13 protein-coding genes, 1 tRNA gene and 1 pseudogene are annotated in these 15163 nt (G+C 72.7%); 7 read left to right on the top strand and 8 right to left on the bottom strand.

The genetic code is table 11. The annotated features are described in order from the left end of the window. Positions 1–201 precede the first annotated feature (201 nt). The gene (locus ACFO3M_RS02605; protein ID WP_387985968.1) at positions 202–1122 is read left to right on the top strand and encodes a M23 family metallopeptidase; all 921 of its coding nucleotides are present in this window, start codon (positions 202–204) and stop codon (positions 1120–1122) included. Between the two features lie 94 nt (positions 1123–1216). Then, a tRNA-Ala gene (locus tag ACFO3M_RS02600) sits at positions 1217–1289 on the top strand. 149 nt (positions 1290–1438) lie between these two features. Here ACFO3M_RS02600 and ACFO3M_RS02595 read toward each other — a convergent pair. From ACFO3M_RS02595 to ACFO3M_RS02580, 4 genes and pseudogenes are all read right to left on the bottom strand, one after another. Further along, positions 1439–2512 (bottom strand): annotated as a pseudogene (locus ACFO3M_RS02595) (tyrosine-type recombinase/integrase); the annotation flags it as partial. Between the two features lie 73 nt (positions 2513–2585). Then, positions 2586–2888: a helix-turn-helix domain-containing protein gene (locus tag ACFO3M_RS02590; RefSeq protein WP_387985965.1), complete on the bottom strand. Its 303-nt coding sequence runs from the start codon at positions 2886–2888 to the stop codon at positions 2586–2588. A 1893-nt stretch (positions 2889–4781) separates the two neighbouring features. Further along, entirely contained in the window at positions 4782–4931 is a 150-nt protein-coding gene (locus ACFO3M_RS02585; protein WP_387985962.1) for a hypothetical protein, read from the bottom strand. Between the two features lie 321 nt (positions 4932–5252). Continuing rightward, complete coding sequence (locus tag ACFO3M_RS02580; RefSeq protein WP_387985960.1) at positions 5253–5909, bottom strand: hypothetical protein; 657 nt, start codon at positions 5907–5909, stop codon at positions 5253–5255. A gap of 457 nt (positions 5910–6366) precedes the next feature. Between ACFO3M_RS02580 and ACFO3M_RS02575 the strand changes: the two genes are divergently transcribed. Next, positions 6367–7254: a tyrosine-type recombinase/integrase gene (locus ACFO3M_RS02575; RefSeq protein ID WP_387985958.1), complete on the top strand. Its 888-nt coding sequence runs from the start codon at positions 6367–6369 to the stop codon at positions 7252–7254. A 241-nt stretch (positions 7255–7495) separates the two neighbouring features. Here the strand turns inward: ACFO3M_RS02575 and ACFO3M_RS02570 are convergent, their stop codons facing one another. Beyond that, positions 7496–7870, bottom strand: coding sequence for a DUF1304 domain-containing protein (locus tag ACFO3M_RS02570; RefSeq protein ID WP_387985955.1), 375 nt, complete (start codon positions 7868–7870; stop codon positions 7496–7498). 997 nt (positions 7871–8867) lie between these two features. Here ACFO3M_RS02570 and ACFO3M_RS02565 point away from each other — a divergent pair. Beyond that, positions 8868–9470 carry a GAF domain-containing protein gene (locus ACFO3M_RS02565; protein WP_387986566.1) on the top strand — a complete coding sequence of 201 codons (603 nt, stop codon included), beginning with the start codon at positions 8868–8870 and terminating at the stop codon, positions 9468–9470. Next, positions 9377–9718 carry an ANTAR domain-containing protein gene (locus tag ACFO3M_RS02560; RefSeq protein ID WP_387986553.1) on the top strand — a complete coding sequence of 114 codons (342 nt, stop codon included), beginning with the start codon at positions 9377–9379 and terminating at the stop codon, positions 9716–9718. Before ACFO3M_RS02565 ends, ACFO3M_RS02560 begins: the two co-directional genes overlap by 94 nt. Positions 9719–10035: 317 nt before the next feature. On the opposite strand, the gene ACFO3M_RS02555 is transcribed toward ACFO3M_RS02560, so the two are convergent. After that, positions 10036–10731 carry an ANTAR domain-containing protein gene (locus tag ACFO3M_RS02555; RefSeq protein WP_387985953.1) on the bottom strand — a complete coding sequence of 232 codons (696 nt, stop codon included), beginning with the start codon at positions 10729–10731 and terminating at the stop codon, positions 10036–10038. 445 nt (positions 10732–11176) lie between these two features. On the opposite strand from ACFO3M_RS02555, the gene ACFO3M_RS02550 reads away from it, so the two are divergent. Further along, positions 11177–12448: a PP2C family protein-serine/threonine phosphatase gene (locus ACFO3M_RS02550; protein WP_387985950.1), complete on the top strand. Its 1272-nt coding sequence runs from the start codon at positions 11177–11179 to the stop codon at positions 12446–12448. A gap of 15 nt (positions 12449–12463) precedes the next feature. Here ACFO3M_RS02550 and ACFO3M_RS02545 read toward each other — a convergent pair whose 3' ends face one another. Together ACFO3M_RS02545 and ACFO3M_RS02540 are read right to left on the bottom strand one after the other, a co-directional pair. Then, positions 12464–12895, bottom strand: coding sequence for an ATP-binding protein (locus tag ACFO3M_RS02545; protein ID WP_387985948.1), 432 nt, complete (start codon positions 12893–12895; stop codon positions 12464–12466). A 102-nt stretch (positions 12896–12997) separates the two neighbouring features. Then, positions 12998–13315: a hypothetical protein gene (locus ACFO3M_RS02540; protein WP_387985945.1), complete on the bottom strand. Its 318-nt coding sequence runs from the start codon at positions 13313–13315 to the stop codon at positions 12998–13000. A 286-nt stretch (positions 13316–13601) separates the two neighbouring features. Between ACFO3M_RS02540 and ACFO3M_RS02535 the strand changes: the two genes are divergently transcribed. Next, the gene (locus ACFO3M_RS02535; protein ID WP_387985942.1) at positions 13602–15152 is read left to right on the top strand and encodes a phospholipase D-like domain-containing protein; all 1551 of its coding nucleotides are present in this window, start codon (positions 13602–13604) and stop codon (positions 15150–15152) included. Positions 15153–15163: the final 11 nt, after the last annotated feature.

Raw genomic sequence — 15163 nt, 5'->3', positions numbered from 1 at the left:
GCGTGACACAGCGCACACGGCGTGTCACGCGCGGACACGCCGCACTCGGGGTCACGGCGAGGTCACGGTGTGTTTGTATCGACACGACTCGATCGGGCCCGCACGGGCCGCTTCCCACGAGCGAGCGGGGTACGCGCCTTGGCCAGTCACCGGAGTGATGCGGGTCTGCTGACCCGTCCCGTCAGCGGCTCCCTCGCGGCGGTGCCCGGTCCCCGGACCGGCGACTCCTGGACCGCGGCGGACCACCCGGTGTCCCCGCTGCGCGGCTTTCCACCGGTCCGCCCCGCCGGCGTCCCCGTCCCGCGGTCCGCCGCCGAGGCCGCCGACGACGTCCCCGCGCCGGCCACCACCGCCCTGCCCGCCCCCGCCGCGGCCGCCGGACCGGCCACCACCGCGCTCGCCCCCGCTGCGCTCGCCGCCCCGCGCGCCCGCCGTCGCGGCCTGCGCGACCGCCGTCCCCAGCTGCTGCTCGCCGCGCTCGTGGCCGGCGCGATCGGCGCCGGGGTCGTCGGGGTGCCCGGCGGGTCCGGGGCGGAGGCCGGGTCCACGGCGGTGCTCGGCGCGCAGATGGAGCTGGCCACCGGCGAGGAGTCCCTCGAGGTCATGCCGATGGCCTCGATCACCGAGGCGGAGGCGCAGGCGCGCCTGCAGGAGGTCGCGGCCAGCCGCGCGGAGCGGGCCGCGGCCGAGGCCGCCGCCGCGGAGGCCGCCCGCGAGGCGGCACGGCCCAAGGCCGTGCTGCCGGTCGACGGTGCGCGGTTCACCAGCGGCTACGGCTCGCGGTGGGGCACCTTCCACTACGGCATCGACCTGGCCGCCCCCATCGGGACGCCGGAGTACGCGGCCGTGGACGGCGTCGTCGTCCGGGCCGGTGCGGCCAGCGGTTTCGGCCTGGCCGTCTACGTCCTCCACGAGAACGGCGACGTCACCGTCTACGGCCACATGGAGGAGATCCTCGTCGAGCCCGGCCAGTACGTGGAGGCCGGCGAGACCATCGCGCTGCTGGGCAACCGCGGCCAGTCGACCGGGCCGCACCTGCACTTCGAGGTGCACCAGGGCGGGATGGACGGTCGCAGGATCGACCCGGTGCCGTGGCTGGCCGAGCGCGGGGTCGAGGTCTGACCCGCGACGCGCGGGACGACCCCCGCCGCAGGGGGCCGTGCCGGACGTCGTATAGTTCTCCGTGGCCCGAGCGAGACCGGGCGGGCCGAGGAACGGGGCTGTGGCGCAGCTGGTAGCGCACCACACTGGCAGTGTGGGGGTCAGGGGTTCGAGTCCCCTCAGCTCCACCCGTGTGACCAGGCCGTTCTCCCTCGGGAGGACGGCCTGAGTCGTCTCTGGTTGCAGTTGTGGTTGCAGTTGACGCCGGCGTCACGAGCAGCACCGCGCCCATGCAGTCGGCGGCCTCGCGGGCGAGTGCCGGCATGACGTGGCTGTAGATGTCCATCGTCGTGCGCATCTGGCTGTGGCCGAGCAGCTCCATGACCACCCGTGGGTGGACGTTCTCGCTGAGCAGCAGGGTCGCGGCGGTGTGCCGCCCGTCGTGCAGGCGAACATGGCGGACGCCGGCGGACTGCAGCAGCCGCGTCCAGTCGTCGTAGTCGGTCTTCTTGTCGATCGGCCGGCCGTTCGGCTGGGCGAAGACCAGGTCCTCGTCGTGCCACTCCGAGCCGGCGAGCATCCGCTCACCGAGCTGGGCGGCCTTGTGCCGGTGCAGCTCGGCGACCAGCGGCAGCGGCAGGGCCAGGGTGCGGTGGCTGCGCTTGCTCTTGGGCTCCTCGTAGACCAGCCCGCCACCCCGGACGCGGTGGATGCTGCGCCGGACGGTGAGGGTGTTGTCGAGCAGGTCGACGTCCTTCCACTGCAGCGCCAGCGCCTCGGACTGACGCAGCCCGAGGGCCAGGGCGACGGTCCAGCGGGCGGAGTTGCGGACGCGCGCCGCCGCCTCGAGCACCGCGCGGGCCTCGGCCAGGTCCAGAGCGGTGGCGACGTCGCTCGGGCGCTGGGCGGGCGGGTCGACGAGGGCGGCGACGTTGCGCGGGACGTGGCCGCGCTGGACGGCGACCGTGAGGGCCCGGGACAGGATCCGGTGGTGGCGCAGCACCGTGGCGGGGGAGTAGCCGGCGTCGAGCAGCGCCGTGTAGAGCTGGTCGAGGTGTTCGGGCCGCAACCGGTCGAGACGGTGCCGGCCGATGCCGGGAACGAGGTGCCTGCGGACGGCGGACTCGTAGCTCTCCAGCGTCCGCCGGCGCACCCGGCGCGGCGCGATGGTGGTCAGCCAGTGTTCGAGCCACCAGGCGATGGTGGGGGTGGAGGTCTCGCCGACCGTCCCGGTGTCGCGCCTGCGCTCGAGTTCGCGGACCTTCGCGACGACGACGCCGCGGGTCTTGCTGCTGACGTGCCGTCGGTCGGGTCTGCCGTCGAGCGTGAAGCCGACAGAGACGTAGCCGTGCCAGCGCCCGTCGGCGCCCTTGTAGATCGTCGACTCGCCGTTCGACGCGCGTCCCGCCATCGGCTACCCCTGGGTCGTGGGCCAGGAGCTCAGTCTGGCCGAGCGTTCGGACACGGACGGGCTCGCTGTGGACTCACGCCGCATCGGGCGACGTCGCATCGAGCTCGGGGAGTTCTTGCTGGTCCGCGGCACTCCGGCCGCGCGCCGGCTGACGAGCGGGCATGGTGCGGGGAGCCTCCAGACCGCGGACGTAGCGCTCGAGCTCTGCCCGCGAGAGGCGGCAGCTCCGGCCGATGTGGACGGGCCGCAGCTCGCCGGCTTTCATCAGCGCGTAGAGCGTCGTCCGGCCGATTCGCAGCACCTGCGCGGCTTCCTCGGGCGTCAGGAGGATCGGGTCGGCCGGCAGCACGTCCCGGAGCAGCTGGGGATCGGCCATGTCGTCCACCTCCATGCTGTTGCCCAGACCCCGCGCCTGTGTGACGGCCTGCTAGGCGACGGTGGGGGAGCGGCCTCCCGTCGTTCTCCAGTCCTCCTGTCAGGGACGCGGACCCGAGGTGACCCCCGGCGTGCTGGAGCTCGCAGCCTCTCCTCCCGTACTGGAGATCTCCCGGAGGTCGTCCTCAGCGCAGGTCTGGGGCGCCGGTCCGATGCGCACGCTGCCGATATGCCTGCAGCACGGGCTCGAGCGCCCGGGCTAGGCCGGGCACGTCGCGGTCGTAGACGCGACCGTCGTTCAGTTGATCGGCGAGCTGGTCGAGCAGCCGCGGCCAGTCCCGGCGGGTCGGCGCGATGGGGACGCGGACCTCGACGCGCCGCTCGACGACCTCGACCGCAGAGCGGCTGGAGGCGGCGGCTCTGGCCTGCTCCCAGGCGCGGTGCCGGCAGGTGGCCGAACACCACTTCGGGATCGGCCCCCGGCTCCGTGGGGTGATCGGCCGACCGCACCAGCCGCAATTCGTCGCCGCGGCCCGCCGTCGCGATCCGTCCACATCGGCCTCCGCTGACTTTGAGCGAGTCCTCTCGGTCGGTGCCCGCTGGGTCTGCTGGCGCCGTTGACGTTCGCGCTCTCGACGGCGCGCGCGGTCGTTGGCTCTGTCCCTTCCCGCCATGCCATCAGCCTCTGCAGCGGTCTCCAGTAACCCGTCACAACGGGTTGTGGAACCTAGGAGTGCATGAGGTGTGTGGCACTTGATCTTGCGCCTTCTCCGGTAGGAGAAGCGCCGCACGGCGCGGTGCTGTTCGGCGTAGGACCAGGCGGCAGCACCTCGTCCGCGGTCGCGTTCAGTGCCGTTCCGGGTGCCGTTGCCAGGGGGCCGAGGTCGGCCCCCACGTCGACCGATCAGCACCCGGCGGGCAGGCGGGATCACGAGGGGGCCGGCCGGCTGTGCCTGCGCCGCCCACTCTGGACCGGCTGGGTGTTCGGCTGGCTGTCCGACGTCCGGGGGTCTCTTCCCGTCAGCGCACTCATCACAACGAATGGCAAGGGCCGAGATGCAAGACGTGTGTCCCTCTTGATCTTGTGAGCCTCTGGTGACGATGGTCTGGTCCTGGGCGGCGCTCCAAAGCGGCTCAGCGACGCGCCTTGGCGGGTGCGTGAGGCGACCGCGATGCCCGGGCAGGTGTCTCTGAAGGCGGCCTACGGGACACCTGCCGAGCCGCGGCTGTCTGCCCTCAGCCCAGTATCGGGAAGCCCCTCGATTGATGAACCTGGTGGCAGTCCACCCGATGCTTCCCTTACGACGCTCGCCGCAATGACGACAAAGCGGGGCGCGTTCCGCTCTACCGAATCCGTCGTGTGCCCGCGAGGAACAATGCCGCCCTGGATATGAAGTGCAGTGCGCCCACCTAGCGAGCTCCCAGGACTGACGCCTACACCACCGCCGAGAACGTCACCCGGGGAAGACCCACGGCGCCCACCCGAAGGGGGCGCCCGTGCGCTTCCCGCACCGCCGGCAGATCTTGTCGTCCGGACCCGAGGGCGCCTCACCGTCCGGGTGTCGCTGGACGTAGGAGTGCAACCCGAACCGGCACCGCAGTGACTTTCGAGTCATGGAGCGACGCTAGGAGTCGCCGATCCCGCCGGGAAGGGGCGTACGGCCCGGCGCGCCGGGGCCTCCTCCTGGTCGCCCATAGTGGGCCGCTTGGGGACAGCCACCGCCTCGCCTCAAGGGCGGCCTATGGGTCACCGGACGCGGCTTGCCGCCAGCTGCTATGGCAGGCGCCACACCTGCTGGCTTCTGCCGGCGCTTCGCCGAAAGCGGGTCGTCCGGAGTCGAACCGGATCGTGTGGCTCGGTGCTCTGCCGTTGAGCTACCACCCTCTTCCCTCGTCAGAGGGTGCGGTTGACTTCGACCGCCTTTCGCAACGCAATCAGCTCACGATGGACCTTTCCGGTTCCAAGTTGAACCGCGAGTGCGATGATGCCGACCTGCAGGGCCAGACCGATGAGGAGCAGGATGAGGAATCCGCCTGTGTTCACGTCTTCTGTTCTCCCTGAGTAACGGCGAGGGCGACTGTCCTGGGTCACTTCGGTCGGCCGACGTCATCACTCAAGTCGAGAGACAGGGTCAGCTTCGGTCTGATCGACGTGCGTACCCCCGGGGGGCTTGGCCCCGGGGCGCTGACGTCCTTGGCCGCCTCCTCGACCTTCAGACGGCACATCCTCGGCCCTAGCCGTCCGCCCGGTGTGTCCCAATGTGGGCCGCTGAGAGACACCCGCGGAGTCGGCCGTGAAGGCGGCTTCCGGGACGCCCGATGCCCTGACGTCCGATGGCGGCAGCTCACCGGATGGCCGCGGGGCCTACCGGCGAGCGGGCCGGTTCTCTGTGACCAGCCACCCCACCTTGCCAGCCTGAATGGCTCTGATCATGTCAAGGTTGAACTGATAGATGAGTATTGCAACCGCATCGAGCTCAGACCCCAAGTCGCGAAACCCGTCTCGCGGTAACGGCGCGCGTTTGGTTCGGATGTCTTCGAGCTGTCTTCCGATGCGGACGAGTCGATCTCCGATCTCGTAATCGAAGGTGTCGCGCATCCCTACTCCAAAATACTGCTGAACGAGGGCCAGGTTGCGGTTGATGCTGTCGTTCCATTCGCATACGACGCTTCGGTACTCTTCCCAAGGCACGTCGGAGGTGGGCAGTTCACTGCTCCCGTCCCGGCGCGCCATGGGCCAATAGATGAGGCGCGTCCGATACAGTCGCTTGTCGAGTAACCTGCTGACTTCCTCGAACACTCGGACGGCTCTCTCTCGTTCCTGCTCTTCTCGCATCACGGCGTGTTGGTGTGCCCAGGCCCTGCGCTGGAAGTAAGAGCCGAGGCCCCCGCCGAGCACAGTCGTCAGAAAGAACCCAACGATTAGCGGGATGAGCTGCTCTCCAAGCATCGTCACCGCCTCGCCCTGGTCGCGTTCAGAAGTGCAGTGGGGGGACTGCTCCGTCGTTGCGTCCGCGGCCACGGGCTCGACAGTGTCCCCGAGTGAGCCCCTCACGGACACCGGTTCGGGCGCCCATGCGTTGCTTGCGTGCGCATCCTGGACCGTCGGCGTGGGTGCGTCCGCTCCTGCGGGAATGCCCCTCCTGTGGCTACGACTGGCGCGAGCATCCCAGCGCGCCAGCGATTGACGCCTTGGAGCAGCGAGCGCGCCTATGAGCTAGAGCAGGAGGAGCGGCCGGAGGATGGCGGCCCACCAGTCAGTGAACGCGCACCTGCGCCGTCCGTAGGGCCGTGACGCACGCGCTATCCCTGAGTGGGCCGCTCAGTCGCACCTCGGTCCGGCCGGGCGGTCGACGCAGGGCTCTCACCCCGATGGGCGACAGCTGATCCCCCGTTCGCGTCTGCTTGCGCGAGGCCGCGGCGCGATCGGGGCCGGTCCTCGGCTGTGGCACGTCCGGTCGCGCATGACCCCCGTGATCTTGCCGTCCTCCGGAAACGCGGCCTGGGATGAGCTGGCCGCCTGGTGGCTGTCCCGCTACAAGCCATCCACCCAGCAGACCTACGCCACCTACCTGCCTCGCTGGAGCAGGTGGTGCGCCGACCGCCGCATCGATCCGTTGGCCGCCCGCCGCGCCGACGTCGAGCTGTGGCTGCGCGCCGTCGCCGACTCCGGGCTCTCCCGCGCCTCGGTGGCCGCGCACTACGACGCCGTCGCCAGCCTCTACCGCCTCGCCTACGAGGAGGAGCTGGTCGCGGCCAATCCCTGCGCCCGCGTCACCCGGCCGAAGATCCAGCGCGAGCTGCAGCGCCGCGAGGTGCTCACCGTGCTGGAGTACGCGGCGTTCCTCACCACCGCCCGCACCCTGGGTCCCAGCCACCACGCCATCGCCGTGCTCGGCGGCATGATGGGCCTGCGCGCCACCGAGATGGCCACCCTGACCGTGCCGTCCTTCGGCACCGTCCGCGGCTACGCCACCCTCACCGTCCTGGGCAAGGGCGACAAGCCCGCCCGCGTGCCGGTGCCCATCCCCGCCCTCGGCGCCGTCCAAGCCGCCATCGACGGCCGCACCGCCGGGCCGCTGCTACGCACCCGGAGCGGTGCCGGCATGGACCGGCGCACCGTGTATCGCTACGTCGCCGCGACCGCCAGGGCGGCGGGCATCACCCGGCCCATCGGCCCGCACGCTCTGCGCCGCACCGTGGGCACCGTCGGGCTCAACCAGGGCATCCCGCTGCGCGATGTGCAGCGACTGCTCCGCCACGCCCGCCCGGAGACCACCCTGGGCAGCTACGACATCACCGGCGAAGCCCTCGAACGCCACGCCTCCCACCAGGTCGCCGGCTTCCTCGCAGGCTGGGCCGGCTGAGTCATGTCCTTGAGCGGCCCACCTGGGGACACCGGACCGATCCGTCCGACGGTCCGTGCGAGCGCGCCTCGACGCTCCCAGCGAGCCGGCTCACGACACCGCCGACGATGCGGTCCACCCCGCGTCGAGGAACGCCAGCAACGCTTCCACGACGACCGAAGCGCCGGGCGGCCCCACGGACCTCGAAGCCACACCGCTTGAGGAGCGCCCCGGAACCGGGGTGCTAGGCCGAGCGGCGCGGCTACATGAGCGCCGCAATGAGGGCCACCAGTGGTGGTCCGCTCTGACCGATCATGCCGCGCCACAGCCGTCGATCGGAGACGAACAGGATGACCCCGCACCCCGTCATGAACGCGCAGCCGTAGATCACCAGTGCACGACCTGCACTCTGCTGTCCGAGGTGGTACGCGACGACCCCGGCCACCGGACCCGCGGCGAGGAAGAGGTTGTAGAAGCCCTGGTTGAACGCCCACATCCGGACGCCTGCCGCCGGTTCCGGCCTGCCGAGGAGGAAGATCTGCACGCTCCGCCGCCCGAACAGGAAGCTCTCCAGGACGAACGCCGTGACGCCGCACAGAGCCGCGATGATCGCGAAGGTCTGCGCCACAGCGTTCACGGCGCCCAGTATGAGCGAGAGCGGGCCGGCCGCGGGGCGGGACTGGAACACGGGGAATGGGTTCTCCCAGACCCGGCGAAGGTCCGGCGACGGCCGTAGGCCTAGTGCCCCAAAAGGACTGCGTCGATGACGTCGTTCAACGCCGCGTGCTCGCGCGCGGTGGCGACATGCGGCTCGCGACACGAGCGTCGTTCCGGCCGGGTGTCGGAGCGGATCGGCATCGGGCCCGGACAGGGGTGGCGGGGCGGGCAACTCTGCTCCCTGTCCCTGAAGCCGCCTTTAGAGACACAGGACGTGGCAAGGCACGGCGAGGTGGTGCCTGCGTCGGGCGCGGCTCCGCATGCCTGGTTGCAGTTGTGGTTGCAGTTGGCCTCGTTCGTGCCAGTGCACCGTCGTCCGCCGTCTCGTGGATCTGCACGTCAGTCGACTTGCAGAACGGCGGTGAATCGCCACGAACGCGATCATGACGGCCTGGCAGTGTGGGGGTCAGGGGTTCGAGTCCCCTCAGCTCCACCCGTGTGACCAGGCCGTCCTCCCTCGGGAGGACGGCCTGAGTCGTCTCTGGTCGCAGTCGTGGTCGCCGTTTGATTCCACGAGCAGCGCGGCGCCCGTGCGGTCGGCGGCCTCACGGGCCGGTGCCGGCACGACGTGCACCGTCCAGGCGTCGTGGTCCGTCCTCGCGTCGATCGGCCGGCCGTTCGGGCGTGCTCGCTCCTGGGCTCCTGGTGGACGAGCCCGCCGCCCCGGACGCGGTGCACGGCGTGCCGGACGGTGAGGGTGTCGTCGAGCAGGTCGTCGTCCTCCGACGCCGGCGGCGACGCCCCATCCGCTCGGGGACGGGACCCCGACGGGCGAGTACGTTGCCAGCGGCGCCGCATCAGCGGCCCCTGACAGGTCATGCAGGTGGCCCAGCGGATCACGGGCCACCCGCCACGGGCGACTCACTCCGGGGTCGAGGACCTCCGTCGACCAGCCGGACCTGACAGAGCGGACCGCGATGAGCCCCGACGACGATCAGCGGCCGTCCGAGCCTCTGGACGTCCACGACGCCTTCGCCGAACTCGGGCAGCTGTCCTTCAGCGACACCTCCCTGGACGCGATGCTGCAGACGATCGCCGACCTGGCCAAGCAGGTCATCCCCGGCGTCGCGGAGGCCTCGGTCAGCCTGGTGGAGAACGACAAGGCCACCACCGCCGCCTTCACCGGCAAGCTGGCGCTCGACCTCGACGAGTCGCAGTACGGTCGCGGCTACGGTCCCTGCCTGGAGGCGGCGGTCGGTGAGGAGATCCGCGAGATCACCGACGCGCGCGAGGAGAGGCGCTGGCCGGACTACGCCCAGGTGTGCGTCGAACGCGGCTCCCCGAGCTCCGTGTCGGTCCCGTACCGGTACGACAGACCGTCCACGGTGCACTGGACCTCTACGCGGTCGAGGCTGCCGCGTTCGACGACGAGGCCAGAGACGTCGCTCGAGCGTTCGCCTCCTACGTCGCCGTGGCGGTGCACAACATGCACCTCTACGAGAGCACCCGCGAGCTCGCCGAGAACCTGGACCGGGCGATGCAGACGCGCGCTGTCATCGAACAGGCCAAGGGCATCCTGATGAGCCAGCGACGCTGCAACGCGGCCGAGGCCTTCCAGTTGCTCGCGACCGCCTCGCGGCGGTCCAACCGCAAGCTCCGCGACATCGCCCAGGCCGTCGTCGACGGTGCGAGCCGCACCCGAGCAGCGAGGCCTAGCCGGCTCGACGACGTCCCGGACGTGTCCCCGGCAGGTCGGGCTCGGAGGTGCCGCTCGCGGACAGGCGGAACCCCCGGGGGAGCAGGACCGTGTGCGTCGCCGTGCTCGTGAAGGCGTGCGAGACGCGTGCAGGCGAGCCGGCCGGTGGCGCTCCGTCAGGAGGGTCGGAGCTGCGGCGTCCGGTCTGATCCACCTGGTCCGTTCCCCGTCGGCGAAGTCGCCGGCCGTCTTCGGCGCGTGAGTCGGCGAAACGGGCGCAGCTGCATCGTCCGTCGGCCGGTCCCGTCGCTCGCGTCGGAGGCAGGCCACCGCGCCGGCGCCTCGGGTGTGCGGAGGGCGGCCCCGCCACCCCGGGTCTGGAGTGGCGGGGCCTGACCGCGGCACGCCCCCCGGGTGGCCGCCGCGGCTGCTCGGGGTGCAAGCAGACGCTATGCGTCTCGCCGGTGCACCGCCTGCCCAGTGGATCGTGGGGGCCGGGCTGGGACGAGCGGCAGTTCGCCGGTGAGGACGAGGCGCTCGGCGATCTCGCGGACCTTGACGTTCCTCCTCATGGACACCGTGGCGAGGGCTTCGAAGGCCTGATCGGGGGTCAGCCTGTGGCGCTCGATCAGGATGCCCTTGGCCTGCTCGATGACCGCTCGGGACTCGAGCGCGATCCGGAGGTCGTCGGCCGTCTGCCGGGCCCTGCGGTACGCCTGGACGGTTCCGGCGGCGACCGCCGCGTAGGGGGCGAACCCGGTGGCCACCGCTCGGCTGGCCTCGTCGAAGGCCTCCGGCCTCCGGGCGTAGACGTTCAGCGATCCCGCGACCTGCTCCTCCCCGGCGAGGACCAGGGGCACGGCCAGCAGACTGAGGACGCCGTGCTCGGCGACGTAGCGGCCGTAGTCGGGCCACCGGCTGTCCACGCGGGTGTCGCTGATCTCGACCAGGACGCCGTCGTGGGCGGTGTGCAGGCACGGCCCGTCCCCGCGGCGGTACTGGGCCTCGTCGAGGCCGAGGGCCAGTGGCCCGGTGTCGACGACCGTTCGCGGCTCGTCCCCGATCAGCAGCGTGACCGATGCCTCCGGGTCACCGGGCATGACCCTCTTGGTGAGGTCCGCCATCGACTGCAGCAGGCTCTCCATGGAGAGTTCCTGCAAGGACCTCTGGCCCAGGTGCTCCAGGGCCTCCGCTGCTCTCGTGGACCGTTGCTTCCCGCTGTGGGCCACCGCAGGCCTCCGGTCTGATCGATACCGGGGCACGACCTCGGCGGCGAACCCCACGGTGGGCTCCGCATCTGGGCTACGCCGCTGCCTGACGCAACATCGACGCCCGACGCCGGGCGCTGGAGGTGACCCTATCCGACTGCCTGGCCGGCACAGTGGCGGTCTCGGACGTCGTCGGGCGTCCTCGAACCGCCTCGGTGACGTCGGGAGACGGCAGGGCCTCAGCCGGGCGCGGGTCCGCCGACGTGGCCGCAGTCGTGGTTGCAGCTGGGTCGGACCTGCGGCGACACAGGTCGGACCCTCGTCGTCGTACGGGGTCGGCGCGGCCGCACGGCAGCCGGGGACTCCTCCCTAGAGTTGCCCCATGTCGATGCGGCCGGTCTCCGGCCTCGACGTCGGCGTCCTGCTCGAGCGGGTCGAGGGGACGGCGCCGATCGGGGCCCTGCAGGCCGCGGCGGAGGCGCTCGCGGAGATGCTCGGGGCGCGGGACCTGACCTTCCTCATCGCCGACTTCAGCGGCCGCGCCGTCGTGCGTCTCACCACGGGGATCGCCGGAGCCGAGGGCGGTCGCTCGCAGGCGGGCGCGCACGCGGAGACCCTGCCGCTGTCCGGCACCGTCTACGACCGCGTGCTGCGGACCCAGGAGGTCGACGTGCGACCGCTCGACGACGGGGCCCTGGTGGTCGCCCTGGTCAGCGACCGGGGGGACGCGATCGGGCTGCTGGAGCTGGTCCTGCCGGCGCACCCGGACCCGGCGGTGGTCGCCGACGTCGCCGCCGCCGCGCACGCCCTGGCCTACGTGGTCATCGCCGCCCGCCGGTACACCGACGTGTTCGAGTGGGGTCAGCGCACGACCCCGTTCTCCCTGGCCGCGGAGATCCAGCGCCGGCTGCTCCCGGCGTCCTACACCTGCGAGGCCGGGCAGTTCACCCTCGCCGGCTGGCTCGAGCCGGCCGCCTCGGTGGGCGGGGACACCTTCGACTACACCCTCAACCAGGACTCGCTGCACGTGTCCGTCACCGACGCCGTCGGTCACGAGGTCCGGGCCGCCCTGCTGGCCACGCTGCTCGTGGGCGCCCTGCGCAACGCCCGCCGGAAGGGCCTGGACCTCGCCGGGCAGGCCCGCTACGCCAACGACGCCCTCGCCGACGACGCCGCGGCCGGGCAGTTCGTCACCGGGCAGCTCCTGCGCGTGGACCTGTCGTCCGGGACGGCCGTGGTCGTGAACGCCGGTCACCCGCTGCCGCTGCGGCTGCGGGACCGCAGGGTGCAGGAGATCGGCCTGGACGTCGAGCCGCCGTTCGGTGTCGTGCCCCGCGCGTCCTTCCGGCCCCAGGAGCTCCGGCTGGTACCGGGGGACCGCGTGGTCCTCCTCACCGACGGGATGCAGGAGCGCAACGCCGCCGTCCTGGACGTCGCGGCGGCCCTCCGCGACACCGCGGACCTCCACCCCCGGCAGGTCGTCCAGGAACTGGGGGCCGCGGTCCTGCGCGCGACCGGCGGCGACCTCCGCGACGACGCCACGGTGGTGTGCCTGGACTGGTACGGAGGTCCCCCGCGCCGGCGGGACAGCGCGCACGGCGCCGACGCCGGCCGCGCCTCGTCGGCGCGGTCGCCCCGCCGCCCGGACGCCTGACCGCGGGCGCGGACCTCACCCGGCGCCGAAGCGGGCCCAGACGTGCTTGCGGTCGTCGGCGACGGTCCACCCGCGGTCGACGCTGAGGTGGGCGACCATGCGCAGGCCCATGCCGCCGAAGGCGGGATCCCGGTCGGCCGCGGGCTCGGGTGCGGTGCGCGGATCGCCGTCACTGACGTCGAGCAGCACTCCCCGCCCCGTGCGGACGGCGAGGACCCGCACGGGTGCACGGCCGTGCCGGAGGCCGTTGGACGCCAGTTCGTCGACGGCCACCACGAGGTCGTCGACGACCGCTCCGTCCGCGTCGGACCCCTCGGCCCCGCCCGCCGCCCAGACCCGCAGCTGCGCCCGTACGGTGCGCAGGTCCGCGGCGTGGGAGATCTCGCACTCGTAGCGGGGTCCCGTGGTCTCGGGACACGGCCGCCGCGGCCAGGGCTCCAGGTCCATGGGCTCGTTCCGGTCCGGGGATGTCCCGGCAGCAGTGCCCCGTCGCCGGCGTTCCGAACCCGTCCGGGTCGTCGCGCGACCGTCCGTGCCCGTCGTCGGGTCTCAGGACGGCCGGTCCGCCCCGCGCTCGGCGGCGCGGTCGCGCTCCCGCGACGCGAACTCGCGGGCCTCGCGGGCCTCGCGGCGGAGCCGCTCGCCGTCCTCCGGGCGGGTCTCGGCGAGCTGGTCGAGGGTCTCGGCGAGCCGCGTCTCGGTGTCGGCGATGGTGCGGGAGGTCCGGGCGAGCGCGTCGGCCAGTGCCTCCTTGCGGAGCAGGAGGTCCTCGGCACGGCGCCGCACGGCCTCGGCCCGCCGGGCGAGGTGCCGGGTCCGGTCGACCTCGCCGGCGGGGGGCGCTCCGCCGTCCCCCCGGGGCTCCACGGCGGACAGCGTGACGCACCGGCGTGCGCCGCGGCACCGTCCGCTGCGTCCCGCGGCGACGATGTGGGCGTGCGCCGCCGCCGAGCAGACCGCCGAGGTGCAGCGGCTGGTGGGCCTCGGCGCCGAGCGCGTGGACGGGACGCCCACCCCGACGATCCCGACCCCGTCGTCCTCGCCGACCCCGAGCGCGACCGGTTCCGCGTGGTCGACCGGGCGCACGGCTGACCCCACCCCGGACGGGGGAGGGTGCGGCGCGGCCGCTTGCGCAGGTCGGCAGACTGCCGGGGTGATCGAGAGCGCCGACGCCGCCGGGACGACCGCACGCATCCCCTCCCTCCCGGCCGCCCGGACCGCTCCGGTCCCCGCCCCGTCCGACGACACGCTGCTCGTCCCCGGGGAGACCTGCTGGCGGATCGAGCGCGCCGACCGCCACGCCGTCTTCGTCGACGCCGCCGACTACTTCGCCACCCTCAAGCGCGCGGTGCTGCGCGCCGAGCGCCGGGTGCTGTTCATCGGCTGGGACTTCGACCCGCGCATCCGGATGGACCCGCGCACGCCCGGCCGCGCCCGCGACGACCGCCTGGGCCGCGTGCTCGAGCACGCCGTCCGCGCCAACCCGCGGCTGGAGATCGGCGTCCTGCAGTGGGACCTCGGCATGGTGGTGGCGCTCACCCGCCGCATGGCCCCCATCGTGCTGCTCGACCGGCGCACCCCCGACCGGCTGCGGTTCACCGTCGACACGCACCACCCGCTCGGCGGTGCGCACCACCAGAAGATCGTCGTCATCGACGACTGCTTGGCCTTCGCCGGCGGCATCGACGTCACCGCCGACCGCTGGGACACCTCCGAGCACCGCGACCGCCACCCGCTGCGGCACCGGCCGCACACCACCCGCCTGCGCGGGCCCTGGCACGACGTCACCAGCCTGGTCTCCGGCCCGGCCGCCCGCGCGATCGGCGACCTCGCCCGCGAGCGCTGGGAGAGCGGCACCGGGGAGCACCTGGAGCCGGTGACCGACGTCGAGGCCTGCTGGCCCGAGGAGGTCGAGACCTTCCTCACCGACGTCGACGTCGCGGTCTCGCGCACCCGCCCCGAGTACGGCGGCGCCGAGCTGGTGCACGAGATCGAGCTGCTGTGGCTGGCCGTGGTCGCGGCCGCCCGGCGCACCGTCTACGTCGAGACGCAGTACTTCGCCAACCGCCGGGTCGCCGAGGCGATCGCCGAGCGGCTGCAGGAGCCCGACGGGCCGGAGTTCGTCGTCGTCCTGCCGCGGTCGGCCGACGGCTGGCTGGAGAGCAAGGCCATGGACACCGCCCGGGTGAAGCTGTTCGACCTGGTCACCCGCGCCGACCGGTACGACCGGTTCCGGCTGCTCGTGCCGGTCACCGAGGAGCGCCGGCCGATCTACGTGCACGCCAAGGTGACCTGCCTCGACGACCGGCTGCTGCGGATCGGCTCGGCCAACCTCAACAACCGCTCGATGGGCCTGGACACCGAGTGCGACCTGTCGATCGAGGCCCGCACCGGCGACCCGCGCCACGACGAGCTGGCCGCGGCGGTCCTGGGCATGCGCCACCGCCTGCTCGGGGAGCACCTCGGGGTCGCGCCGGAGGAGGTCGCGGCCGCGGTGGAGGAGCACGGCGGGTCGCTGGTCCGCGCCGTCGACGCGCTGATGCGGCCGGCCGGGCGCTCGCTGGTCGCCTTCGAGGCGCCGGAGCTCGACCCGGTGGAGCGGCTGCTCGCCGAGACCGAGCTGCTCGACGCCGAGCACACCCCGAACCGCTGGCGCCGGGTGAAGCGGGCCTTCGCCGGCCGCCGGCGCCGCCAGCGCGGCTGAGCGCGGGCGGG

It is taken from the genome of Geodermatophilus arenarius, from assembly GCF_042654585.1.
GTDB lineage: Bacteria > Actinomycetota > Actinomycetes > Mycobacteriales > Geodermatophilaceae > Geodermatophilus > Geodermatophilus arenarius.
Note: the sequence above shows the minus strand (reverse complement) of the source record. Positions and strands in the feature narration are given on the sequence as shown.

Bases quoted from the DNA above. Each gene is read 5' to 3' on its own strand.
- ACFO3M_RS02555 (WP_387985953.1), bottom strand. From the start codon at position 10,731: ATGGAGAGCCTGCTGCAGTCGATGGCGGACCTCACCAAGAGGGTCATG.
- ACFO3M_RS02550 (WP_387985950.1), top strand. From the start codon at position 11,177: ATGTCGATGCGGCCGGTCTCCGGCCTCGACGTCGGCGTCCTGCTCGAG.
- ACFO3M_RS02560 (WP_387986553.1), top strand. From the start codon at position 9,377: ATGCACCTCTACGAGAGCACCCGCGAGCTCGCCGAGAACCTGGACCGG.
- ACFO3M_RS02565 (WP_387986566.1), top strand. From the start codon at position 8,868: ATGAGCCCCGACGACGATCAGCGGCCGTCCGAGCCTCTGGACGTCCAC.
- ACFO3M_RS02545 (WP_387985948.1), bottom strand. From the start codon at position 12,895: ATGGACCTGGAGCCCTGGCCGCGGCGGCCGTGTCCCGAGACCACGGGA.
- ACFO3M_RS02590 (WP_387985965.1), bottom strand. From the start codon at position 2,888: ATGGCCGATCCCCAGCTGCTCCGGGACGTGCTGCCGGCCGACCCGATC.